At 64.8% G+C, this 23,235-nt stretch carries 16 protein-coding genes and 2 pseudogenes; 6 read left to right on the plus strand and 12 right to left on the minus strand.

Annotated features, from left to right (window positions below; genetic code table 11):
• Positions 1-442 precede the first annotated feature (442 nt).
• On the plus strand, positions 443-5,299 hold the full coding sequence (locus tag JOE31_RS13255; RefSeq protein WP_209745281.1) for an NAD-glutamate dehydrogenase: 4,857 nt from the start codon (positions 443-445) through the stop codon (positions 5,297-5,299).
• Between the two features lie 929 nt (positions 5,300-6,228).
• Here JOE31_RS13255 and JOE31_RS13260 read toward each other — a convergent pair.
• The 9 genes and pseudogenes from JOE31_RS13260 to JOE31_RS13300 all read right to left on the minus strand — a co-directional run.
• Positions 6,229-6,537, minus strand: a pseudogene (locus tag JOE31_RS13260) (transposase); the annotation flags it as partial.
• Between the two features lie 75 nt (positions 6,538-6,612).
• On the minus strand, positions 6,613-7,287 hold the full coding sequence (locus JOE31_RS13265; protein WP_209745284.1) for a response regulator: 675 nt from the start codon (positions 7,285-7,287) through the stop codon (positions 6,613-6,615).
• Positions 7,284-9,935 (minus strand): DUF4118 domain-containing protein, encoded by a 2,652-nt coding sequence (locus JOE31_RS13270; protein WP_209745287.1) that lies wholly within the window; start codon positions 9,933-9,935, stop codon positions 7,284-7,286. The genes JOE31_RS13265 and JOE31_RS13270 overlap by 4 nt, the downstream gene beginning before the upstream one ends.
• Before the next feature lie 33 nt (positions 9,936-9,968).
• A complete protein-coding gene (kdpC, locus tag JOE31_RS13275) occupies positions 9,969-10,589 on the minus strand; it encodes a K(+)-transporting ATPase subunit C (protein ID WP_209745290.1) in 621 nt (206 codons plus the stop codon).
• A 9-nt stretch (positions 10,590-10,598) separates the two neighbouring features.
• Positions 10,599-12,725 (minus strand): potassium-transporting ATPase subunit KdpB, encoded by a 2,127-nt coding sequence (gene kdpB, locus JOE31_RS13280; RefSeq protein WP_209745293.1) that lies wholly within the window; start codon positions 12,723-12,725, stop codon positions 10,599-10,601.
• On the minus strand, positions 12,722-14,389 hold the full coding sequence (gene kdpA, locus JOE31_RS13285; protein WP_209745296.1) for a potassium-transporting ATPase subunit KdpA: 1,668 nt from the start codon (positions 14,387-14,389) through the stop codon (positions 12,722-12,724). Before kdpA ends, kdpB begins: the two co-directional genes overlap by 4 nt.
• A gap of 7 nt (positions 14,390-14,396) precedes the next feature.
• The gene (locus tag JOE31_RS13290) at positions 14,397-14,495 is read right to left on the minus strand and encodes a potassium-transporting ATPase subunit F (RefSeq protein ID WP_209745299.1); all 99 of its coding nucleotides are present in this window, start codon (positions 14,493-14,495) and stop codon (positions 14,397-14,399) included.
• Between the two features lie 262 nt (positions 14,496-14,757).
• Positions 14,758-16,734 (minus strand): amino acid transporter, encoded by a 1,977-nt coding sequence (locus JOE31_RS13295; RefSeq protein WP_209745302.1) that lies wholly within the window; start codon positions 16,732-16,734, stop codon positions 14,758-14,760.
• Positions 16,735-16,889: 155 nt separating this feature from the next.
• On the minus strand, positions 16,890-17,507 hold the full coding sequence (locus tag JOE31_RS13300) for a hypothetical protein (protein ID WP_209745305.1): 618 nt from the start codon (positions 17,505-17,507) through the stop codon (positions 16,890-16,892).
• A gap of 184 nt (positions 17,508-17,691) precedes the next feature.
• On the opposite strand from JOE31_RS13300, the gene JOE31_RS13305 reads away from it, so the two are divergent.
• From JOE31_RS13305 to JOE31_RS13320, 4 genes and pseudogenes are all read left to right on the plus strand, one after another.
• Complete coding sequence (locus JOE31_RS13305; RefSeq protein WP_209745308.1) at positions 17,692-17,928, plus strand: hypothetical protein; 237 nt, start codon at positions 17,692-17,694, stop codon at positions 17,926-17,928.
• Positions 17,929-18,255: 327 nt separating this feature from the next.
• Positions 18,256-18,534 (plus strand): annotated as a pseudogene (locus JOE31_RS21525) (amino acid transporter); the annotation flags it as partial.
• Positions 18,535-18,845: 311 nt separating this feature from the next.
• A complete protein-coding gene (locus tag JOE31_RS13315) occupies positions 18,846-20,363 on the plus strand; it encodes a CYTH and CHAD domain-containing protein (protein WP_209745314.1) in 1,518 nt (505 codons plus the stop codon).
• Positions 20,364-20,494: 131 nt separating this feature from the next.
• Positions 20,495-20,911: an SRPBCC family protein gene (locus JOE31_RS13320; protein ID WP_209745317.1), complete on the plus strand. Its 417-nt coding sequence runs from the start codon at positions 20,495-20,497 to the stop codon at positions 20,909-20,911.
• 14 nt (positions 20,912-20,925) lie between these two features.
• On the opposite strand, the gene JOE31_RS13325 is transcribed toward JOE31_RS13320, so the two are convergent.
• Positions 20,926-21,414, minus strand: a complete 489-nt coding sequence (locus JOE31_RS13325) for a universal stress protein (RefSeq protein WP_209745320.1) — start codon at positions 21,412-21,414, stop codon at positions 20,926-20,928.
• 133 nt (positions 21,415-21,547) lie between these two features.
• Entirely contained in the window at positions 21,548-21,757 is a 210-nt protein-coding gene (locus JOE31_RS13330) for a hypothetical protein (protein WP_209745324.1), read from the minus strand.
• A gap of 246 nt (positions 21,758-22,003) precedes the next feature.
• On the opposite strand from JOE31_RS13330, the gene JOE31_RS13335 reads away from it, so the two are divergent.
• Positions 22,004-22,222 carry a three-helix bundle dimerization domain-containing protein gene (locus tag JOE31_RS13335; protein WP_209745327.1) on the plus strand — a complete coding sequence of 73 codons (219 nt, stop codon included), beginning with the start codon at positions 22,004-22,006 and terminating at the stop codon, positions 22,220-22,222.
• A gap of 149 nt (positions 22,223-22,371) precedes the next feature.
• On the opposite strand, the gene JOE31_RS13340 is transcribed toward JOE31_RS13335, so the two are convergent.
• The gene (locus tag JOE31_RS13340; RefSeq protein WP_307864416.1) at positions 22,372-23,031 is read right to left on the minus strand and encodes a GNAT family protein; all 660 of its coding nucleotides are present in this window, start codon (positions 23,029-23,031) and stop codon (positions 22,372-22,374) included.
• Positions 23,032-23,235: the final 204 nt, after the last annotated feature.

Here is a 23,235-nt window from a genome sequence, read left to right on the forward strand (position 1 = left end):
GTCTTTCGACCGGCTTTCCCCTGGAACGGAGGCCTTCGAGTGCCTCGGACCATGCGAGGACCAGCCGGATCAATATCCGGCCGGTACACGCACGACCCGCTTTGAACAAGACGTTCCAGCCTTGCCACGAACCGCAGCCTCCCGGCGTGACACCAGAAGCGCCGCCAAGAAACTGTTTGCTGGACCTCCGGACACAGCCGCGGGAAGCTCCAAGGGCGGGCTGAGCACCAAAATCCACCATGCGTGCGACGGTAAAGGCCGGCCACTGGCGATGATTGCGGGACTGGGGCAGGGCGGCGACTGGCCAATGTTCTTGCTGATCTTTTGCTTGTCTCTGCAGGGGGTGGACTGCCTGCCCCGCGTCAGCCATCATGAAAGCAGGCGCGAGGTTCCGGCGACCGCAGCAACACGGCCGCTCCTTGCGCGTTGGAGGCGCAGCGCAATGTCCCCAAGAACCGGCCCTGCAGATCATGCGCCGGCGGACCCTTCCGTCGAGGTACCGGACAAGTTCCTGACAGACTACTACGAGCTTGTGGCCGACGACGACCTGCGGAACTACACTGCCGAATCGCTCCGGAACCGTGCGGAATACCATCGCTCGCTGGCCGCTACCCGGGGCCCGGGCAAGGCCGTCATCGGAGTGCTGAGTGAAACGGACGCCAGCATAGTGGCAATCGTGGCTGAGGATATGCCGTATCTGCTTCCCTCCATCACGGCGGCACTGGCCCGTGACAATGCCGCCATACGCTGGCTGGTCCACCCCACGTTCACCGTAGCCAGGGCCCGCGGAACGAACAGGCTCGTGGACATCCAGCCGGTACCGCTGCGCACTGCCTTGCCGGTGGGAAACGAGCCTTCAGCGATGCCGTCACGGCCTGAATCGACTGGAGATTTGAGCTGCGCGGAAGCCTGGATCGCCGTCGAAATCGCCAGGCTGCCGGATCAGGCCAGTGCCGACCGGCTCACTCTGAATCTCCAGGCGGTCCTGGCCGATGTTCGGGCGGCCGCCGAGGATTCCGCAGCCATCCACCGGCATCTGACTGCGGAAATTGCCGACCTGGATGCCAGCGCGGCTGCGGCCAGCGACGCAACCGTGCAGGAGACCAAGGATTTGCTGCTGTGGCTGTACGACGGCAACTTCCTTTTTCTCGGGTACCGCGGGTATGGCCTGGACGACGACGCCGGACTGCCGGTCCTCGCGGCGCGGCCGGGGTCCGGGCTCGGGCTCCTCCGGCACCGGGAGCAGAGCCGGCCTCTGCAAGGCTCCGCCATGCCTGGGCCCCCCGGTCCGGCCCTGGCCCTCACGAAGGCGAGCATCCGTTCCACAGTCCTCCGGGACGCCTACTTGGACGAAGTCAGCCTCCTGAGGTTTGACGCGGCCGGCAATCCCACCAGGGAAGCGTGCTTTGTTGGCCTTTTCGCCCCCGGCGCTGCAAGCCGTTCCGTGCTTCAGATCCCGGTCATCCGGGACAAGGTGGCCACGGTACTGGACCGTTTCGGATTCCCGCCAGGGTCCCAGGCCGGCAAGGAACTGCTGGCCGCCATTGAGGCTTATCCGCGTGACGAACTCTTCCACATCGACGCGGACGATCTGGCCGGCCACACGCGCGAAATCCTCCGCCTCCAGGAACGCCACAGCACCCGGCTGTTCCTCAGGCCCGATTCCTATGGACGCTTCATGTCCGCCCTGGTCTTCCTCCCCCGCCGCCGCTACAGCACGGCGGTCAGGCTCAACATCGAGCGGGAACTGCGGGAGGCCTTCAACTCGAAGGCCGTCGAGTTCGAACTTCGACTCAGCGAGTCGGCCATGGCCCGCGTGTTTTTCCGGATCCTCCTTGCGGGCGGAGGAGGGGCCGCCGTCGACGCCTCAGCACTGGAGCTGCGCATCATTGCTGCCACGAGGTCATGGGCCGAGGGCTTGGACGAGGCGCTGCAGGCCAGATTCCCCGTTGGCGACGCCGCCAGGCTGTCCATGCAGTGGGCCCGGGCGTTTCCGGCAAGCTACAAGGCTGACTACGAGGTGGAGGATGCCGTCGAGGACATCATCAAATTCGAAAGCCTTGACGGACCTGGCGGCAGGAACCGCGATGACCCGCTGCTTTCTGTCTACGCACGCCCGGGGACTGCGGTGCTGGCCGAGGACGCCCGGATCCGCCTCTACCTGACACGGCCGCAGAGCCTGACGCAGATTCTGCCGTTCTTCCACAACCTGGGGCTTGAGGTACTCGACCAACGGCCCTTCGACGTCCGGCGTGCCGATGGCCGCACCTTCTTCCTGTACGACCTCGGGCTGAAATACCCCTCCGGCGTGGACCCCCTGGGCACCAGCGAGCTGCTTGCCGACGCGTTTTGCGCCGCCATGAGAGGAGACATCGAGTCCGACACATTTGACGCACTGGTGATCAGGGAAGGAATCGGATGGCGTCAGACGGCCATCCTGCGAGGCTATGCGAAATACCTGCAGCAGCTCGGGACCACCAACTCCTACGGCTTCATGGCGGACACGCTGCGGGCAAACGTCCGGGCCACGCGCGCACTCCTTGCGTTGTTCGAGGCAAAGTTTGATCCGGATCTCGACCAGCCAACCCGCCTCTTCGACATGGACTCCGCCAGAAGCGAGCTGACGGCTGCCATCGACGCCGTGCCGGTCCTGGACGCCGACAGGCTGCTGCGTTCCTTCGCGAGTCTTGTCGAGGCCACCCTGCGCACCAATTACTTCCTGGACAAGCCCTACCTCAGCTTCAAGCTGAACCTCTCCGGAGTCCCCGTCGCACCTGCCCCGCGGCCAAAATACGAAATCTGGGTCTACTCGCCCCGGGTTGAAGGGGTGCATCTGCGTTTTGGCGCCATTGCCCGGGGCGGGCTTCGCTGGTCCGACCGCCGGGAGGACTTCCGGACGGAGATCCTGGGACTGGTGAAAGCGCAGACTGTCAAGAACGCTGTCATCGTGCCAACGGGTGCCAAGGGTGGTTTCTATCCGAAGCGGCTGCCCGACGCCGCCACGGACCGTGCGGCCTGGCTGGCGGAAGGCCAGGAGAGCTACCGGATCTTCATCCGCGGCATGCTGGACATCACCGACAATCTACTCCCATCCCCGGACGGCGCCCACGGGTCCACCGAGCTGGTTGTACCGCCCGAGCGGGTGGTCCGGCACGACGGCGATGACTACTACCTGGTTGTTGCCGCCGACAAGGGGACAGCCGCGTTCTCGGACATCGCCAATGCCTTGGCCCTCGAGTACGGATTCTGGCTCGGCGATGCCTTCGCCTCCGGCGGCTCGGTAGGCTATGACCACAAGCAGATGGGCATCACGGCACGCGGGGCCTGGGAGTCGGTCCGGCACCATTTCAGCGAGCTGCTCATCGACTCCACGGCCCAGGACTTCACGGTAGTAGGCATTGGCGACATGAGCGGTGACGTGTTCGGCAACGGAATGCTGCTTTCCCGCCACATCCTGCTGGTGGCGGCGTTCGACCACCGACACATCTTTCTGGACCCGAACCCCGATCCGGCCGTCGCCTATGCGGAGAGGCAGCGGCTGTTCGGGCTTCCCCGTTCCTCCTGGGCCGACTACGACGTCTCGAAAATCAGCCCGGGCGGCGGCGTGTTCTCCCGGCTGGAAAAGTCGATCGAGATCACTGAAGCGGTGCGCCGTGCCCTTGGGCTGGAGCCGGGGACGACGGCGATGAGCCCACCGGAGCTGCTCAGGGCCGTCCTTAGGGCCCCCGTGGACCTGCTCTACAACGGAGGCATCGGCACGTACGTCAAGGCCTCCACCGAGACCCACTCGGATGTGGGCGACAAGACCAACGATGCCATCCGTGTCAACGCCAGTCAGCTAAGGACCAGGATCATCGCCGAGGGCGGCAACCTCGGCATCACCCAGCGAGGCAGGATAGAGGCGGCACTGGGTGGGGTCCTGCTGAACACCGACGCCATCGACAATTCCGCCGGGGTGGAATGTTCGGACCACGAGGTAAACATCAAGATCTTCCTCGACCGGATGATCGCTGCGGGAAGGATGTCCCAGGACGAAAGGACAGGCTTCCTGCACTCCCTTCAGGAGGAAGTCGGACGCTTGGTCTTGAGAACCAATGCGGACCAGAACGTGCTCCTCCTCAACGACCGCCAGCTGGTGCTTCACTGGAGCCCGAGCTTTGAGCGGACCATGGACTGGCTGGAGGCCGTGACGGACCTGGACAGGAACCTTGAATGCCTGCCCAGCACGGAGCAACTGCACACCCGTCTGCAGACCGGCGCAGGCCTGACATCTCCGGAGCTCTCAGTGCTGGCCGCGTATGCCAAGATCGAGCTGGCCAGGGAACTTACACTCAGCGGACTGGCCGACGACCCTTGGTTCGCCCGGACGCTGCGTGACTACTTTCCGCGCCAGCTATCGGAGCGGTTCGGGGATGAGCTGTCCACGCATCCGCTGCGGCAACAGATCGTGGCCACTGTTATTGCCAACGACATGATCAATCTGGGGGGCGTTGCCTTCGCCTTCCGGGCAATGGAAGAGACCACGGTATCGGCGGCCGCCGTGGCCCGCGGGTTCGTGGTCATGCGCAAGATCTGGGACTTTGACTCAATCGCCGAGGCCCTCTCACAGCTGCCGGCAAGCATCCCTAGCGAGCACGGGTGTGCCGTGGCGCTGGACATGCGCCGCACGCTGGACCGCTCGACACGGTGGTATGTCAACCACGATTTCCGGGACAAGCCAATCGCCGATGCAATGGCCCGGCTCGGGCCCCCCATGTCACTTCTGCGCCCAAAGTTCAGCAGCTTCCTTCACGGCGTGAATCTGCAGCATGTGATGACCCGCCTGGCCCACACCGACGCCGTCGGCCTGCCCCATGAATTGGGTGTGCGTGCCTCCGAGATCCTGGTCAGCTATGGCCTTCTGGACATCACCGCCATATCGGAAGAGCTCCAAGAGCCCGCGGACACCGTGGCCGAAGTGTACTTTGCCGTCTTCGAGCGGATCTCGGCGGTCCCCATTCTTGAACACATCACGGCGCTGCCGCGGGAAACCCACTGGCAGGCCCTCGCGCGGGCGGCGCTTCGAGACGACTTGTATCTGGTCCTTGCAGGCATGACGAAGGCTGTTGTGCGGACTACTCCACGCCCCTCCGCCCCCGGAACCGATCCAGTGGAGCGCATCGTCGTTTGGGAACGCGAAAACATCGAACAACTCGGCAGGATCCAGGAAACCATCAAGGAGGCCATCAAGCCGGGGCCGGTGGACATTGCAGCATTGTCCGTTGCGGTCAAGCTGTTGCGGGCCTTGGTCAGCCGCTAGCTAGAGGTGCATTCCCCGGCTCCGGTTCCATATCGAAGCCACTGGTCCACCAGACCGCGCGGCTTCGGCCTTTTCGATCTTGCTCCTCCGCGGCAGTGGCGGCGCAGCTCAGCGGTAGCCAGACGGAGGAACTCGGCGCCGGTTGAGGAACCCCTCATTCCGTCGCGAGTGGCGCCGTGCCGTGAGGTCACTGGTGGGTCGTTCCTTCCCCAAGTCAGGCGGATCAACCAAACTTGGGCTGCCCGGAAGGAGAGTCCGGATCGCACACACCTCCACTCTGCCGCCGGGTGGAACGCCATAGCCTCTCATACTCTGCATGAACTAGTGAAGGCAGAGCGGGGAGGAAGCGATCAACATACGGGTCGAAAGCCGCCCGTGCACGATGTGCACGCCCCTTTTGGCCGGACAAACATGCGATGGGCGCCCTCTGCCTGCCTCGCAGAAAGCAGCTAGCCGAGGAAGAACCTCCAAGAGGAGACGGACTAGCCAAAAGCAAGATCCGCATGGCTCAGCTGGAAAGTCAGACCGCCTTGAAAGCTTCGACATAAGGGTACGCCAGCCCCTTACCCGGGATCCCACCCGAGGAAGTGAGGGCACGAGAGCATCATGGACTTATGTCCGTCACGTTTGGTAGGCGCGCGTCAACTTGAGATGTCCCCAGAGACACTGCAAAGGACAAATTATGGTTCGAAAAACATATTCGGAGCCCTGCTCGGCAGCCCATACTGATACTGACCTCCCGAACACTGGAACGCCGAAAGAATACCGATCTGAGCATCAGGGCCACGGTTTCGCAACCAAATCGCTGGTGCCGGCTTCCTTGGATGAGGTCCTTGCGCCCTGCAGAACGCCCCTAGGTGCTCATGGTGTTCCAGTTATCTAATCGCTTTTGGCTGGGCTGACAGTACGCTTGACTCCGACGCTCCCAGAACATCGATCTCCACCGGACCTGTCGTCTCCGTCAGCACGGTCTTGGCCCGAACGCCGTTGCGCGAGTTGGCAGTGTCCTTAGCCGCCGTGTCGCGCCGTTTATACCCGAGATGCTCGGTCAGTTCCTCGTCCAACGCGGTCTCAATGACGGTCTTGGTCAACTGCTTCAGCAGCCCGTCAGGACCGGTCAAGGCCAGGCCCTGCTCCTTGGCCATCCTCACCAATTCGCGGGCAGCCTCGGCCTCCGACTTCTCTGTCAGTTTTTCAACGGTTTTCGTACTCGGCACAGCCTCAAGTGTTGCGGCCATATCGGGTTCCTCCCCGCCAGGCTCACCGCCCGGCGTGTCGAGCCAGATACACCGTTAATTCCACAGTCCCGTGGGTCAGGGTTGGAATCGGTAGCCGATGCCGGCTTCGGTGAGGAAGTGGCGGGGGGTGCCTGGTTCCGGTTCGAGTTTGCGGCGGAGCTGGGCCATGTAGACGCGCAGGTAGTTGGAGTCGGTGGCGTACGCGGGCCCCCAGACTTCGGTCAGCATCTGCCGCTGGGTGATGAGTTTGTCCGGGTTACGGACCAGGAGTTCCAGGATGTTCCACTCGGTGGGTGTCAGCCGAACGTCCTTGCCATCACGCATGACGCGGTGTCTGGCGAGGTCCACGGTGAATGAGTCCGTTTTGACGGTGGGATCCTGGCTATGGTCCGACGCCCGGCGCAGCAGGGCTCGCAGCCTGGCCAGAAGTTCGTCCGGTCCGAAGGGTTTCGTGATGTAGTCGTCCGCTCCTGCGTCCAATGCCTCCACCTTGTCCTCGGAGCCGTGCCGGGCCGAGAGCACGAGGATGGGAACCGGGTTCCAGCTCCTGAGCTCTTTGATCACGGCAGTCCCGTCCATGTCGGGCAGGCCCAGGTCTAAGACGATGAGCCGCAGCGGATGCTGCGTGGCGGCCAGGAGGGCGGATTTACCGTCCGTGGCGGTAGTGACGGTGTAGCCGTTGGCCTGGAGGGTGATCTTCAGGACTTTCAGCAGGAGCGGATCGTCGTCGACGACCAGGACAGCGGTCATGGGTTCTCCGTAGTGGACGATTGGAAGGGCCGCGAGTCGGTTCGCCTGGCCAGCAAGGACTGCGGCTGCACGGGCGCTTGCCGGTCACCGCCATCGGGGGCCGCACCGGTCGAGAGAGGAAGCAAGATGACCATGGTGAGTCCCCCGCCCGGGGTTTCTTCGGCACTGAGTGTCCCGCCCATGGCTTCCGTGAACCCCTTGGCGACGGCCAGTCCGAGCCCCACCCCGTTGGTTTGCGGGATATCGTCCAGGCGCTGGAACGGGCGGAACATTTCGACAACGCGTTCCGCCGGTACGCCCTGGCCGTGGTCGATGATCCGCAGCTCGCTGGCCGGCCGCCCGGCGGTGGTGGCGGACCTGAAGCCGCCGACTGCTCCCACGAGGACGATCTCGGAATCGGGGGCGTATTTCACCGCGTTCTCGACGATGTTTGCAATGACGCGCTCGAGCATCCCCGGGTCGGCGTCGATTTCGGGCATGTTTGCAGGCAGTTCCACCCGGACACGTCCCGGGGGCGTGCCGTGCAGGGCGGCGGGGACGACTTCGGACCAGCGCACGGGACGGAGCAGGGGGTTGACGGAGTCGGCGCTGATGCGGGACATGTCCAGGAGGTTCCCGACCAGCAGGTCCAGCCTGTCTGCGGAGGCGTCGATGGTCTGCAGCAGGTCCACTTCTTCTTCAGGAGTGTATTTGACGCCGTGCTGGAGGAGGCCGCCGACGGCGAGTTTGATTCCGGCAAGAGGCGTCCGCAGGTCGTGCGACACGGCACGGAGGATGGAGGTGCGCATGGTGTTGCTTTCCGCGAGCCGGAGGACCTCCCGGCGGCTGGCAGCCAGTTGTTGGCGTTCCAGTTGGGCGGACAGGTGCACCCCGAACGCGCCGAGCAGCCTTCTGTCGCTGGCCGGAAGGGTCCGGCCGGTGAGAACCAGCCGGGTTGTGGGGTCGATCTGTTCGATGTTGTCGGCAGTATCCGGTCCGCCGGGAGGGAGTGTGCCGGCTTCTGCAACGGGCCGCCAGACGGTTCTGCCGGGCGCTCCTGTGTCCGTGTCGCCGGTGGATGTGTAGAGGGCTGCGCCGCTGACTTGGAAGACGTCCAGGGCCTGTTCGAGTAGTCCTTTCAGGGTGTCTTCGGCGCGGGCTGCGCCTCGGGTGAGGTCTCCGAGTGTGGTGGCTTCTGCGCGGGCGCGGGAGGCTTCTTTGGAGCGGCGTGCCGAGATGTCGACGACGACCGCGACGGCTGCGGAGACTCCGACGAAGACCACCAGGGCCAGGATATTCTGCGGGTCGCTGATGGTCAGTGTGCCGACCGGCGGGGTGGAGTAGTAGTTGACCAGCAGGCTGGACCAGAGGGCGGCGAGAATGGCCGGCCAGAGGCCGCCGATGAGTGCGACGAGTACGCAGCCGCTCAGCTGGATGAGTGCGGCTGTGGTGATGTTCGGTTCAGGATTCGCAGAGAGCATGAGCTGAACGAGTATGGGCAGTACGACGGCCAGGCCGAAGCCGATGGTGACCCTGATCCTGCCGAGGTCGCGTTGCCGGACCGGACCAGTACCGCGCCCGCCGAGGGGGTGGGAGACCATGTGCACGTCGATGTCTCCGGAGTCGCGGACCACCCTGGTGCCGATGCCTCCGCCGAACAGTGCGCCCAACAGGCCGGCCAGTTTCTTGTGGCGGGAGATGCCAACGACGATCTGGGTGGCGTTGACGCTGCGGGCGAAGTCCAGGAGCGCGCTGGCGGGGTCTTCGCCTGCAACAATGTGGTAGCTGCCGCCGAGGTCCTGGATTAGGCGGCGCTGGGCCTCCAAGGCCTGGGGGGATTCCTCGGCGACGCCGTCGGCGGCGCGGACGTGCACGGCCAGAAGGTCCCCGCCGTTGACACGGTTCAGGATCCGGGCAGCCCTGCGGATGAGAACTTCACCTTCGGGGCTGCCGGTCAGCCCGACCACGATGCGTTCGCGGGCCGGCCAGGTGGCCTGGATGTCGTTTTCTTCCCGGTACCGTGCTAGTCCTTCATCCACCCTGTCGGCCAACCACAGCAACGCCAGCTCGCGCAATGCGGTGAGGTTGCCCAGGCGGAAGTAGTTCGAGAGGGCGGCATCGATCTTCTCGGCGGAGTAGATCTTCCCGTCGCCCAGGCGCTGGCGGAGGAGCTCCGGGGAGATGTCGACCAGGTGGATCTGGTCGGCCCTGCGGACGATTTCGTCCGGCACGGTTTCGGCCTGGCGGACGTCGGTGATGGCGTTGACGACGTCCCCAAGGGAGGCCAGGTGCTGGATGTTGACCGTGGAGAGGACGTTGATGCCGGCGTTGAGGAGTTCGTCGATGTCCTCCCACCGTTTGGGATGCCGGCTGCCGGGGATGTTGGTGTGGGCGTATTCGTCGACGATGGCTGTCTCGGGTGCCCGGGCCAGTACGGCGTCCAGATCCATCTCATCGAATTCGGTGCCCCGGTACGGCAGCCGCCGTGGCGGGATGACTTCCAGCCCGTCCAGCAGCGCGCGGGTGTCGGCACGTCCGTGGTCCAGGGCGAACGCGACGACGACGTCCTCGCCACGTTCGCCCAGACGGTGGGCTTCCTCGAGCATTTCGTAGGTCTTGCCGACTCCCGGGGCGGCCCCCAGGAAAATCCGTAGTGTTCCGCGTGCCATGGGGTCAGTCTTTCACCTGAACAGGGCACGGTCTCACGGCTGAGGGCCGGACTGTGCCGCTGATGCCACGGACAAGTTCAGGTCGGTGACATTGACCGATGGCTGGCCCAGGAACGCCTCCAGACCGCCGCTGGTATGCCTCGCCACAAGAGCCCTGACCGCCTCGGGGCTCAGCCCGTGGGCCGCGGCGACACGGGGTACCTGAACCCGGGCATAGTCCGGCGAGATGTTCGGGTCCAGGCCCGAGGCGCTCGCTGTCACGGCGTCCGCGGGCACGTCCGCTTCGCTGATGCCTTCGGATCCGGCGACGGCGGAGCGGTTGGCCTTGACGGCGTCGAGGAGTTTGGAATCATTGGGCCCAAGGTTGCTGGCGGAGGACGATGCCGGGTCCCACTTCACGGCGGAAGGTCGGGCGTGGAACCAGCGCGGATCCTGCGCGCCGGTGTCGTCGGCGGCTGACTGGGCGATTAGGGCGGACGCTGCGGGGGCCCCGCCGTCGTCTTTGAGGATGGAGCCGTTGGCCTGGTACGGGGCAACCACTTGCGCGGCGCCAAAGATGGCCAGGGGGTAGGCGACGCCGAGGACGAGGGTGGCCAGGAACAGGAAGCGCAGGGCGGTTCCGGCCTGGCGGAGGTAACCGGTGAGAGCGTTCATGGGATGTTCCTAGCCGATTCCGGGGATCAGGGCGATGGTCAGGTCGATGAGTTTGATGCCGATGAACGGGGCGACGAGGCCGCCGAGCCCGTAGACCAGCAGGTTCCGGCCAAGCGCCTGGTTCGCCGAAACGGCACGGTACTTGACCCCGCGGAGCGCGAGCGGCACCAGGGCGATGATGATCAGCGCGTTGAAGATCACCGCCGACAGGATGGCCGAGGCCGGTGTGGCCAGCGCCATGATGTTCAACAGCCCGAGTCCGGGGAAAGCTGCGGTGAAGAGTGCTGGAACGATGGCGAAGTATTTGGCGACGTCGTTCGCGACCGAGAATGTGGTCAACGCTCCGCGGGTGATGAGCAGTTGCTTGCCGATCCCGACGATGTTGATCAGCTTAGTGGGGTCGGAGTCGAGGTCCACCATGTTCGCGGCGTCCTTCGCCGCCGGGGTGCCGGAGTTCATCGCGACGCCGACGTCGGCTGCGGCCAGGGCGGGGGCGTCATTGGTGCCGTCCCCGGTCATGGCCACGAGCCGGCCGGCGGCCTGCTCTTTCTTGATGACTGCGAGTTTGTCCTCCGGGGTGGCTTCGGCCAGGAAGTCATCGACGCCGGCCTCGGCCGCGATCGCCTTCGCAGTGATGGGGTTGTCGCCGGTGATCATCACCGTTCTGATGCCCATCTTGCGCAGCTCGGCGAACCGGGCGTGCATGCCGGGTTTGACGACGTCGGCGAGATGGATGGTGCCCAGGATGTCCGCGACGCCGTCCTTTCCGACCTTGGCGACCAGCAGCGGTGTTCCGCCCTGGGCCGAGATTTCTTTGACCCGGTTCTCTACCTCGGCCGGGGTGTGTCCGCCTAGCTCTGCGACGAATGCCCCCACCGTGGAGGCGGCGCCTTTGCGGATCTGCAGCCCGTCAAGATCCAGCCCGCTCATGCGGGTGCTGGCACTGAACGGAACCACTGCAAACTCGCCGGAACTGTGTTCCAGGGCGGCCAGATCCGGACCTGTCATTCCTTTGTCGGCGGCGAGGTCCACGATGGAGCGCCCCTCGGGGGTGTCGTCGGCCAGGCTGCAGACCCGGGCCGCCTCGATCAGATCGGTGCGCTCCACGTGGTTGGCGGGGTAGAAGTTGACGGCGCGGCGGTTGCCGTAGGTGATGGTGCCGGTCTTATCCAGCAGCAGCGTGGTGATGTCCCCGGCGGTTTCCACGGCACGGCCCGAGGTGGCCAGCACATTGTGCTGGACCAGCCGGTCCATGCCGGCGATGCCGATCGCCGGCACCAGCGCGCCGATGGTGGTGGGGATCAGGCAGACCAGCAGCGCCACCAGCACGATCGGCGACGGTGTGGCTCCGGCGAGGGACGCGAACGGCGCCAGTGACATGGTGACGGCCAGGAACACAATGGTCAGGGACACCAGGAGCACGTGCAGTGCGATCTCGTTCGGGGTTTTCTGCCGGACTGCGCCCTCGACCAGCTTGATCATCCGGTCAATGAAGGTCTGGCCCGGTTCAGCGGTGATGCGGATGACTATCCGGTCCGAGAGGACTTTCGTGCCGCCGGTGACGGAGGACCTGTCGCCCCCGGATTCACGGATGACGGGCGCTGATTCACCGGTGATGGTGGACTCGTCGACGCTGGCCAGGCCGTCGATGATTTCGCCGTCCGAGGGGATGACGTCTCCGGCCTCGCAGATGACGGTGTCGTTGAGCCGCAGTTCCGTGCCCGGAACTTCTTTGGTGGTGCCGTCGGGCTGACGGAGTCTGGCCATGACGCCTTTCCGGCTTGCGCGGAGGCTGTCGGCCTGGGCTTTGCCCCGGCCCTCGGCGATGGATTCCGAGAGGGTCCCGAACAGCACGGTGAGCCACAGCCAGGCGGTGACGGCGGTGCTGAACACGTCCGGTTTGAGGAAGGAGATGACCGTGCATAGGGCGGCCCCGATGAGCACGGTGAACATCACCGGGGAGTGGATCATCTGGCCCGGCGACAGCTTTCGGACAGCGAGGGGCAGGGCCGCTGCGACGGAGGCGAGCGTCAGTTTCGCAGGTGCCTTGGTGTGGTGTTTGTGTTCGCCGGGGGTGCCGAGGGGGTTGCCGTCGGCGTAAGTCTGGGCGGCAGTGTCCGTCCGTGACGGGGTCATTTCAAGAGTCCTTCTGCGAGGGGGCCCAGGGCAAGGGCCGGGAAGTAGCTGAGGGCGGTCAGGATGACTGTCACGCCCAGCAGCAGCGAACCAAACAGCGCGCCGTGCGTGGGGACGGTACCGGCGGAGGCAGGAACCTTGGCCTGCCGGGCGAGGGATCCGGCAAGGGCCAGAACCAGCACAATCGGCAGGAACCGGCCCAGCAGCATGGCCAGGCCCATCATGACCGAGAGGAACGGCCCGGAGGTGGTGATGCCGCCGAACGCGGAGCCGTTGTTATTTGCCCCGGAAGTGAAGGCATAGAGCACCTCGCTGAACTGGTGCGGTCCGGTAGCGGGTGCGTTGGCCATGATGTCCGGCAGCAGGACGGTAATGCCGGCCAGGGCCAGAACCAGGGTCGGGGTGACGAGGATGTACAGGGCGGCGAGCTTCATTTCCTTCGGCCCGATCTTCTTGCCCAGGTACTCCGGTGTGCGCCCGACCATGAGTCCGGCGATGAAGACTGCGATGATGGACAGGATGAGCATGCCGTAGAGCCCGGACCCGGTGCCACCCGGGGCGACCTCGCCAAGCATCATGTTCACCATCGCAAGGCCACCGGCCAGCGGCGGCAGGGAGTCGTGGGCGACGTTGACGGCGCCGGTTGAGGTGAGCGTGGTGGACGCGGCGAAGATCGCGCTCGTTGCTGCGCCGAAGCGTTGCTCGAATCCTTCGCCCAGACCGCCCGCGGCCGCGGTGGCGGTGCCCTGGGCTGTGGCAACGGCCCATCCCATCAACGAAACCGAAGCCAGCCACAAGGCGCCCATCACGGCGGCCACCGTGTAGCCCTGCTTACGGTCCCCCACCATCCGGCCGTACGCGTACGGCAGCGCGGAGGGGATCAGCAGGAGCAGGAAGACCTGGAACAGGCTGATGAAAACATTGGGGTTCTCCAACGGGTGCGCGGAGTTGGCGTTGAAGTACCCGCCGCCGTTGGTGCCCAGGATCTTGATCGCCTCCTGCGAGGCGACCGGACCGCCGGGGATCGTCTGGCTGATGCCCGTTGCCTGGTTGGTGACGTCGGTGGACCAGAAGTTCTGGACCACCCCGCCGATCACCAGTACGACGGCGGCGGCTGCTGCCAGCGGGAGCAGGACGCGGAAGCTTGTCCGGGCCAGGTCCACCCAGAAGTTGCCGAGCCTGTCAGTCCGGGTGCGGGCGATGCCCCGGATCAGGGCGACGGCCACGACGATGCCGACGGCGGCGGATAGGAAGTTCTGCACTGCCAGCAGGGACATCTGCACGAAGATTCCGACGGTCGTTTCGGGGACGTAGGTCTGCCAGTTGGTGTTCGTAACGAAGGATATGGCAGTGTTCATCGCCACCCACGGATCAACCCCCGGCAGTGAACCGGCACCCGGGAGAACACCTTGGAGCCGCTGGAGGCCGAACACGGCCAGAATGGAGACGGCGGAGAAGGCCAGGACGCTGCGGAGGTACACGGGCCAGGTCTGTTCGGTGCCGGCGTCGACTCCGGCGAGCCGGTAGAACAGCCGCTCCGGGCGTGTCGACGTCGTGTCCTCAAAAACGCGGGCGAGATAGAGGCCCAGCGGTTTATGGGCGGCCGCCAGGGCCAGGAGCAGGACGGCGATCTGGGTGAGGAAGGATGCGGTGTTAAACGTCACCTGGTACTCACCACTTTTCCGGGTGGATCAGCACTGCGAGAAGGTAACCGAACAAAGCCACGCCAGAGATGAGCAGGACCAGCCACATGATCGCGTCGAGGCTCATTGCCCGCCCTCCGGCCTGTCATCGGCTCCGCCGACCATTCCAGCCAGGACGTGGCCGATCCACATGACGAACCCCATGGACACCATGAGGATTCCGATAACAGCCAGGTCGGCCATTGCAGGTTCCTTTCATCCGCGCCCCGTTTGCGGGGCTACTGACAGTCAACTCCCCCGGCGGAGACAAAATGAGGTTCCTGATGTTTTTTTAACGCACACTCAGCGGATCTTGACGCCGTCTTAACGCGCCCGGCCTGCAGCGGCAGTCAGCCTACGTGGACCCAAGGCCGTTTGGTGACGTCCGGTTCGGCTTCGCGGAGCACTTCGCGGGTCACCGGAGCGATTTCACCTTCACCCAGGAACAGGAACTTCAGCAGGTTGGTGACCGGATTGCCCTCGGTCCAGCGGAAGTAGATGTGCGGCATCAGGCCCGTCACGTCCCTGATATGCAGCAGCACCGAAGCGATCGTGTTCGGTACCACCGGTCCGTGGACCTCCAGAATCTGGTACCCGTGCCGGGTCACGCCGCGCACTTCCAGTGCTGTCTCAAAATCGGAGGAATCGTCCACTACCACTTCCAGGAACAGCGCCTGGTAATCAACAGGAATGTGGCTGACTTCGATCGCAGAGGTCAGCTTGTCCCTGTAGGCCTCCGGGCTCAGCCGGAGCGGTTCGTGGGCGATGAGCGCGATCGGGCCGGAAAGGTTTGAGGACATGAATTCCAACGCCTGCCGGTCCAGATGAACGTGGGTGGCGTGGAGTTCAAAGGACCGCCGGACCCGGGAGAGCAGCGAGATCACGATGATGCCGGCGATGAAGAACGAGGCGATCCGGATACCTTCGGGCCGTTCAAAGATGTTGGCCACCGTCGTGTAAATGAACACCACGGCGATGACACCGAACCCGAGGGTGCGTTTGCGCTGTTGCCGGCGCCTTGCCGACAGGGTCACGGCAACCGCTGCGGAGGTCATCAGCACCAGCACGCCGGTGGCGTATGCGCCGCCCTGGGCATCGACATCGGCGTCGAACAGCCAGGTGACCAGGAACCCGACGGCAGTGAACACGAGCACCAGCGGCCGCACAGCCCGTGCCCACCCGGGGGCCATACCGTAGCGCGGCAAATACCGCGGGACCAGATTCAGCAGGCCCGCCATCGCGGAAGCGCCCGCAAACCAGAGAATCGCGATGGTGCTCATGTCATACACGGTCCCGAAACCCGGGCCAAGGTATTCGTGGGCCAGGAAAGCCAGGGCGCGGCCGTTGGCCTGACCTCCGGGCTGGAATTCCTGCTCCGGGATCAGGATCACGGTCGTGAAGCTGGTGGTGATCAGGAAAGCACTCATGATGACGGCCGCGGTGGACAGGAGCCGTCGGGTCCCCTCGATCCGGCCGACCGGCCTATCTTCGGTATCCCCGGGCCGGCCCTTGATCTGCGGCATCACGGCCACCCCGGTCTCGAAACCGGACAGGCCCAGCGCCAGCTTCGGGAAGACCAGCAGCGCAATCCCGACCACCATGAACGGATTCCCGTGCGAGGTGGTCAGTGCCTGCCACCAGCCGCCCACGGCAACGGGGTGAGTAAACGCTTCAAAGATGGTGGTGATCACCACCACGACATTCAGTCCCAGGTAGATGCCGACCAGGACGACCGCCACACCGATGGCCTCCTTGAAGCCGCGCAGGAAGACGGCGCCCAGCAGTGCGAGCAGGAACAGCGTGACCGGCACATTTTGTCCCTGCATCCAACCCGGAACGAAAGGGTTTTGGATCGCATGGGCCGTGGCATCGGCTGCCGAGAGTGTCATAGTGATCATGAAGTCAGTCGCTGCGAACCCCAACAACACCAGAACCAGCAGTTTCCCGCCCCAGCGCGGCAGCAACCTCTCCAGCATAGCGATGGACCCCTCGCCCCGGTGGCTCTCCCCGGCAACCCGGCGGTACACGGGCAGGGCACCCAGCAGGGTGACCGCAACCAGCACCATGGTCGCCAGCGGTGAGATCACGCCCGCCGCCAGGGCCGCGATGGCCGGCTGATAACCCAGGGTGGAGAAATAATCCACACCCGTCAGGCACATCACCTGCCACCACGGATGTTTCTTCAAGTGCGAATCGCCAACCGCGCCGGGCCCCTGGTGGACCCCCTTGGCGTCCACCAGGCCGAACAGCAACCAACGCCTGAAGTTGTCCCCGGCTCCCGGCCGTGCGGCCTGAGGATCCGCTGGCGGCCTGCTCATCGTGGTCATAGCGGCCTTCCTTGCGATGCGCGCCATCGCGTCCAATGCCGACGATAACACCGGCCCCGCGCGGCGCTCCCGGCCCCGGGACAATCTTGACGGATCCTTAACGCCGCAACGACCCGCGGTTCCCGCCTGACTCGCCGCGGGTGAGGGAACAGGCACTACTGAGGCGGAGGCGGAACTTCAATGTAAAGGTTGAATCCGGCGGTCGCCGGCAGGTACCAGTGCCTGCGGTGCCGCAACGGCCGGTAGACGTGACCGAACGGGTCCTTCACGTGGACATGTTCCGGCAGGTCCCGACGCGCGAGCCGGCGATCAACTTCCACCAGACCGGCCGGTTGCGATGTCATGCCCCTGACATCCATGGTCCATGAGCCTACGGCCGGCTCGGGCCCGTGTTCCAATACCAACGTTTCGAACAGGTCCGCCACCACCTCGTCCCTGGTCAGGGGGAAGAAGCGCCGCAGCCGGTGCCGTTCCGGGTGCGCGTTTTGCGCGTCCAGCCACGCCTGTCGGAGCCAATGGAATTCCACCGGACCGCGCGAGGGGCCCAAAATGAGATGGCGGTTCGAATCCAACGCCAGGCGGTGGGTTCCGCCGCTGCGGTCAACAACGCACGCGACTTCCTCGACGTATTCAAACGCAGACAGCAGATCCTGTTCGGACCCGTGATACGAAAACTCACCGCTGTCATCAACGGCAATAAAATCCCGGGCGTCACCGGTACCGGTCGGGAGACCGGACGTGCCCCCGCCCTGCTGCACCGTGTTCTTGTTCATTTCAGTTGGCTCCTGACTGGGAGCGGACCGCGGCCACTGCGGCCGCGGTGTCACTTTTCCTCCATGACACCACCGACAAGGGCCTCAACGGAACCTGCCTTGATGGTTTCCATAGGCGCAGAGGTCGAAAATTTGCGTGATCATTCCGCTGTCGGAGAGTTTGGGGCCGTGCCATGATAAGGCCATGCGCATTGAAGAGTGGTGGCCAGCGGTGGACCCGTCAGCCCGGCAATGGCTAATCGACAACAACGGTGACGTCGTGCCGCTCAATATTCTGGAACAGATCTCCGCCGTCGCAGGCGCATCCACGGCAGATGCTTCCTGGGTTGGGCACAACGCTCCAGAGGGGTTCTTCCTCTCGGATGAGGCAATCGACTGGATCGAGGAAACGGCAAACGAAGAAGTTCCCGAGGACGAGTAGTTCCGTGTGCGTTCAACCGATCGTCCGGATGCTTAAGGCACACCCTCTCGTGGCAGCGGGACGGCCACCAGCACTCCCGTCAGGCACATCACCTGCCACCACGAGTGCTTCTTCAGATGCGAGTGACTCACTGCACCCGGGCCGCGGCCACCACCCTGGCGGAACGGCGGGCGTTATAAACGCGTAAAGAAAACGTTCAAACACGCATTCGTCGACCGTCCGGGGACTAGGTTGAATCGCAGGAGTGTCGGACATTTTGGATGAGCTGCGCCCCCGCGAAGCGGAGGAGACGCACGTGAGTGACACAGGCCACGAGACATTCCCGCTGAAGTCATGTGCCTGACGGGCGGCGCTTACTTCTCCACGCTGTCCTACCTGCCGGCCATCGCGGCCCTTGCCGCCGGAGCCCTGTCCCCGCTAGCCACCCTGCTGATGGTTGCCCTTACCCTTCTGGGAATGCTGCCGATGTACTGCAGGGTCCCCCGGGAAAGCCCCAAGGGACAAGGCTCGGCGGCAATCCTGGAAAGCTTTCTGCCGATATTCGTCCTGATCCTCCTCGGGTTCGTGGCAACTTCCTGGATCATCGCCATCACGCTTTCGTCAGCTGCCTGCGGCCCGGATCTGCGCCGGCGGAACTGTGGGACGGGCGTCCCTGGTCATGCGCGGGGAAACAGTGCCCGCCGGCACCTCTTGGATTGGCACCCCGGTCAGACTCTGGACCGGGACCGTCCCGGCCCGCCGAACACGGTCCAAGGACACTGGCCCGGCGCAGGTTCGGGACCTAGAATCAGTGCACAACCGGGTACTGGGGGCGTCCTGCCCCATGCCATCGCCCGGCGTCAGGCAAGGACATGCACCATGACGAACAGCGCTGCAGCCGTCACCGCCCCTGTCACCAGGCCGACGGGCTGAGACCTATGGCATCCCGGGACAGCACCGAAACGGAGCGTAAGTACGACACCGGCCACAACGCCCGGGTCCCGGTCTTCGCCGATATTTCCGGCGTCGACCAGGCCGGCAAACCCGCGGAGACATTCCTGGAGGCCGTCTACTATGACACCGCCGGACTCGAACTCGCAGCCCGGGGCATTACCCTGCGCCGCCGCACGGGCGGCACCGACCAGGGATGGCACCTGAAACTGCCGGCCGGACCGGACAGCCGCCGCGAACTCCAGGCACCCCTCGGCCAGCCCGACCAAGTCCCGGCCGAATTGCTCGATCACCTCGCCGCCTTCACCCGCGGCCGGAAGCTCTCGGCCGTGGCCCGCCTGTCCACCCGGCGCTCAACCTACCGGCTGCACGGGCCGGCCGGGGAACACCTCGCCGACTTCACCGATGACCGCGTCTACGCCGTCCCGTTACGCAATCTGGGACCGGAATCGCACTGGCGTGAATGGGAACTCGAACTCGTCCACGCCGCACCCGAGCTCTTCACGGCCGCGCAACCGGCGCTGGAAGCTGCCGGGGCCGTGCCCTCAGCCCACGCCGCGAAACTCGCCCGCGCCCTCGGCAAGGCCTGGCCCGCGGCCCGGACCACCGGCTCCGGCCCGCCACGGAAAAAGGGACCCGTCCGCGACGTCGTGACCGCGTATGTCGGCGCGCAGCTCAACGAACTCCTCACCCATGACGCCGGCGTCCGGCAGGAGGTGCCGGACGCCGTGCATCAGATGCGTTCGGCCGCCCGCAGGATCCGGTCCGTGCTGCGGACCTACCGGACCCTGTTCATAAAGGACGCCGTCGTCGGACTGGAGCGGGACCTGCAGTGGCTGGGCCGGATCCTGGGCCGCCCGCGCGACGCCGAAGTGATGCGGGAACGGATCCTCGCGAACCTGCACGCCCTGCCCGAAGCGCAGGCCTCCGGGCCCGCGCTCGGACAGATCGAGCACGTACTCGGCACCGCCTACAACACCGGCTACCAGCGCGCCCTCGCAACGCTCAACTCGGCCCGGTACTACCGGATCCTGACCGCTTTGGAACACTTCCGCGACCACCCGCCCGTGAAATCAAAATCCAAAGCCTCCAAACCCGCCCGGAAAGCCAGCACACGGCTGGTGAACAACGCTGCGCGCCGCTTGCACCGGGCCCACCGGGCCTCCCGTAAAGCTGCCGGAAGCCCCGGATACGACGCCGCGCTCCATCAGGTCCGCAAAGACGCCAAACGGCTCCGTCACGCCGCAGAATCCGTCATCACCATTCACGGGAAACGGGCCAGGCGGCTGGAAAAGACAGGGCACCGTATCCAAACCGTCCTCGGCGACCACCAGGACACCGTCGTCGCGCGCGAACTCCTGCACCGGCTCGCCGCAGCCCCTGACATTGCCCCGGGAACCGTAGCCGTCTACACGGCCCTGACCAAACAGGAAGCCGAAACGGCCGCTAAAACCGAGGCAGCCTATCGGAAGCTGCGCAAGAAGGCCCGTGGGCGCCGCCTCTAGATCTGGCGGCAAACCTTGGAACACGCGGCGCCAGGCCCATCTCCCGGAATGTGTTGCCAGGGACATGTGATGTTCACCCGCAACGGGGGCAAAACCGGCCGTCACAGGAGCCGGCGGCTACTGTGACGGCCATGCACATCCTTCATGCCGGGACCCTGATCAACGCCCGCAGCTCGACCGTCTGGGACATCATCACCGACGCCGGGAACTACACCGTATGGGACTCCGGCATCACCGCGATCGACGGGGAGGTCCGCAACGGCGGCACCATCCGGATCCGCACTACCGCCGATAACCGCAGGTACCGCCTCCACGTCGAACAAGTCCCGGGCGAGTTCATGACCTGGACCCGCGGCCTGCCCCTGGGACTGTTCAAAAGCGTCCGGACCTTCACGATCTCGTCCCAGGCCGCGATGACACACCTGAGGGTCACAGAGGAGTCTTGCGGGCCCCTGGCGGGGCTCATAGGAAACACCGTCCAGGACGCGGACCACTCCTTCGCCGACTATGTCAGGGCCGTGAAGAGACGTGCCGAACTGATCGGCTGACCGAATAGCGAGGGCTACCCTGACGGGAGTATAAGTACAGGACGGTCCTGGATCCGGAGCAGCTCATCCGGAACGGCGCCCTCCATCAGGCGCTGGAACCCGGCGAGGAGACCGGGCCGGGGACCGCCGACGATCAGCAGCGACGCTCCCGTGCTCGCCGCGAGACGGGCCAGGGCCGGCGCGACGGCCCCGCCCAGCACCCGGAAGGACCACTCATACCCGGGAGCACCCAGGCAGCGCACCAGGCTCGCCTTCACGTCCGCGGCCGGGAACAGAGCCTCGGCATTGCCTGCCGGGTCCAGCGACACAGCATTCCGGGACCGGGGAGGATCCCATTCCGCCAGATAGCCCGCCGGATCCACGAACGCACAAACCAAATGAGCATTCACCGACCGGGCGAAGAGGGCCGACGCCCTGACCAATGGCGCCGGGCAGGCCCACGGGGCACCAAACACCACTGGACCGTCACCGCACACAGGCCCCGGGTCGAATGAGGAATCCATCCGGTACCTCCCAGTGGTCGGGGCGAAGCGGTTGGGGCACCGAAACACGCCGTCGTCGCAAACACTATCCCCCGGCGGCCCGGGCTCCCCCAATGGAAGCCCGGGCCGCCTCCTTCCGCCGTCTCGGCCGGAGTTACGCGGCGGCCGGCCCGGTGCCGGCAGCGTCCGGAAGTGGCGTCGGCTGCAGAAGGACTATGTCCAGTTCGGCCATGTCCAGCAGCCTCCGGCCACCGGTTACCTCATCCATGATCCAAAACAACCCGTGCTCGGGCATCCTCTCAGTGACCCGTCCCCGGTGCACCAACGCTTCCCTGTACAGGGCGTCGACACTATCCCCGTCCATCAGCTCATGACAGGAAGTCACCGCTCTCTTCTCAGCTGCGTTCACGAGCGGGTCCTTTCCAAAGCGTTCCGTATCTATACAGTGCACGCCCCAGGTTGCCCGAAAGTTTCCACAACGTGATTTCCAAATGCCAGGCTACTCACCCACTGCGGCAGCCGACATCCCCCCTTTAGGCGGCGGGCGCCGGGCTGCAATGCGCTAAGCAGGCTGCTGGACGCCACCGTTCCCTGGCCCCAAACTGATTTGATGGACGATAAGGAAAAGCACGAAACCATCGCCAAAGTCACGGACCGCCTCTCCGCGCGATACCCCGAGACATCCCGGTACTACATCGCCGGCCTTGTAGCCGAAGAATACGACCGACTGGAGGCCAGCCGGATCCGGACCTACATACCTACGCTGGTGGAACACGGTGCCAAGAACCGGCTCCGCCACCTCGCTACCTCGCCACCAACGGAGAACTGACACCACCAATCCGAGTCCGATGCCCGCGATTAAGTCACGCCATGGCTCCGGCCTTGCCCAACAGCGCTCCTCGTTGGGACATATGCAGGCGATTCATAGTCGTTCAATTGGCGAAGCTCCTGTCAAATATCGGTTGACCGGGGCTTAGCCTAGAGAAGGGAAACACGCGGTTTGTCCAAGGCCAGGAGCGCCTTTTGTCGGGTCGTCGGCCATTCCTCTGTAAGCAACGACAGAACCACGATGTCCCGCCAGGATCCGTCGATCCGTTGGGAGGAGCGCCGTCGGGTGCCCTCGACGGTGAAACCGAACCGCTTGAGCGACGAAATTGACCTGTGGTTTCGCGGATCCACATCGCACTCAACGCGTCCTGCGCCGCGGGAGAACACCCAGTCGAGCAGGGCGAGCTTCACCTCGTGATTGACGTTCATGCCCCAGAATGCCGGGCTGATGATGGTCCGGCCGATCTTCACCCGCTGTGTTGGCGTGTGTGACTCCGTGATGCCGGTGGTCCCCACGAACAGCGGGCCGCCGGGCAGGCCGGTGTAATGCACGGCAAAGATCCGCAGCCCTTCATGGCGGACGTTGATAAAGCAGACCATCTCATCGTGTGTGACCGGACGGTGGTGTCCGTCACCGAACCCCGTGGCCCAGATTTCATCGTTGCCAAGGATATGTGCCAGCGCTTGGACGTCACCTGTACTGAACGGTGTAAGAACAAACCGCCCTGTGGCCGTAGGGAGCGTCGGAAGAGCGCGGGGCAGGCGAAGCGTCATTGTGACCTTTCGATATGAGGATCGTCCGGACAGCATCCGGGACCACAACTAACACCGGGTGAACGCAGGGCGATCTCTCTCTTTCTGCCAAGCCAGAACTTGTAGCAGGTCCGTCCGCACAGCCTGCAGCCGACGAACCCGCCCTGACGTTCCGGAAAGCACACTTCGACGCACTCATAGCCCCATTCGGGCCCGAAATCAACGCCTGTTCCGGCAGATAACCGGGTTCTACAATCGGGT

It is taken from the genome of Arthrobacter sp. PvP023, from assembly GCF_017832975.1.
In the GTDB taxonomy this organism is placed as follows: domain Bacteria; phylum Actinomycetota; class Actinomycetes; order Actinomycetales; family Micrococcaceae; genus Arthrobacter.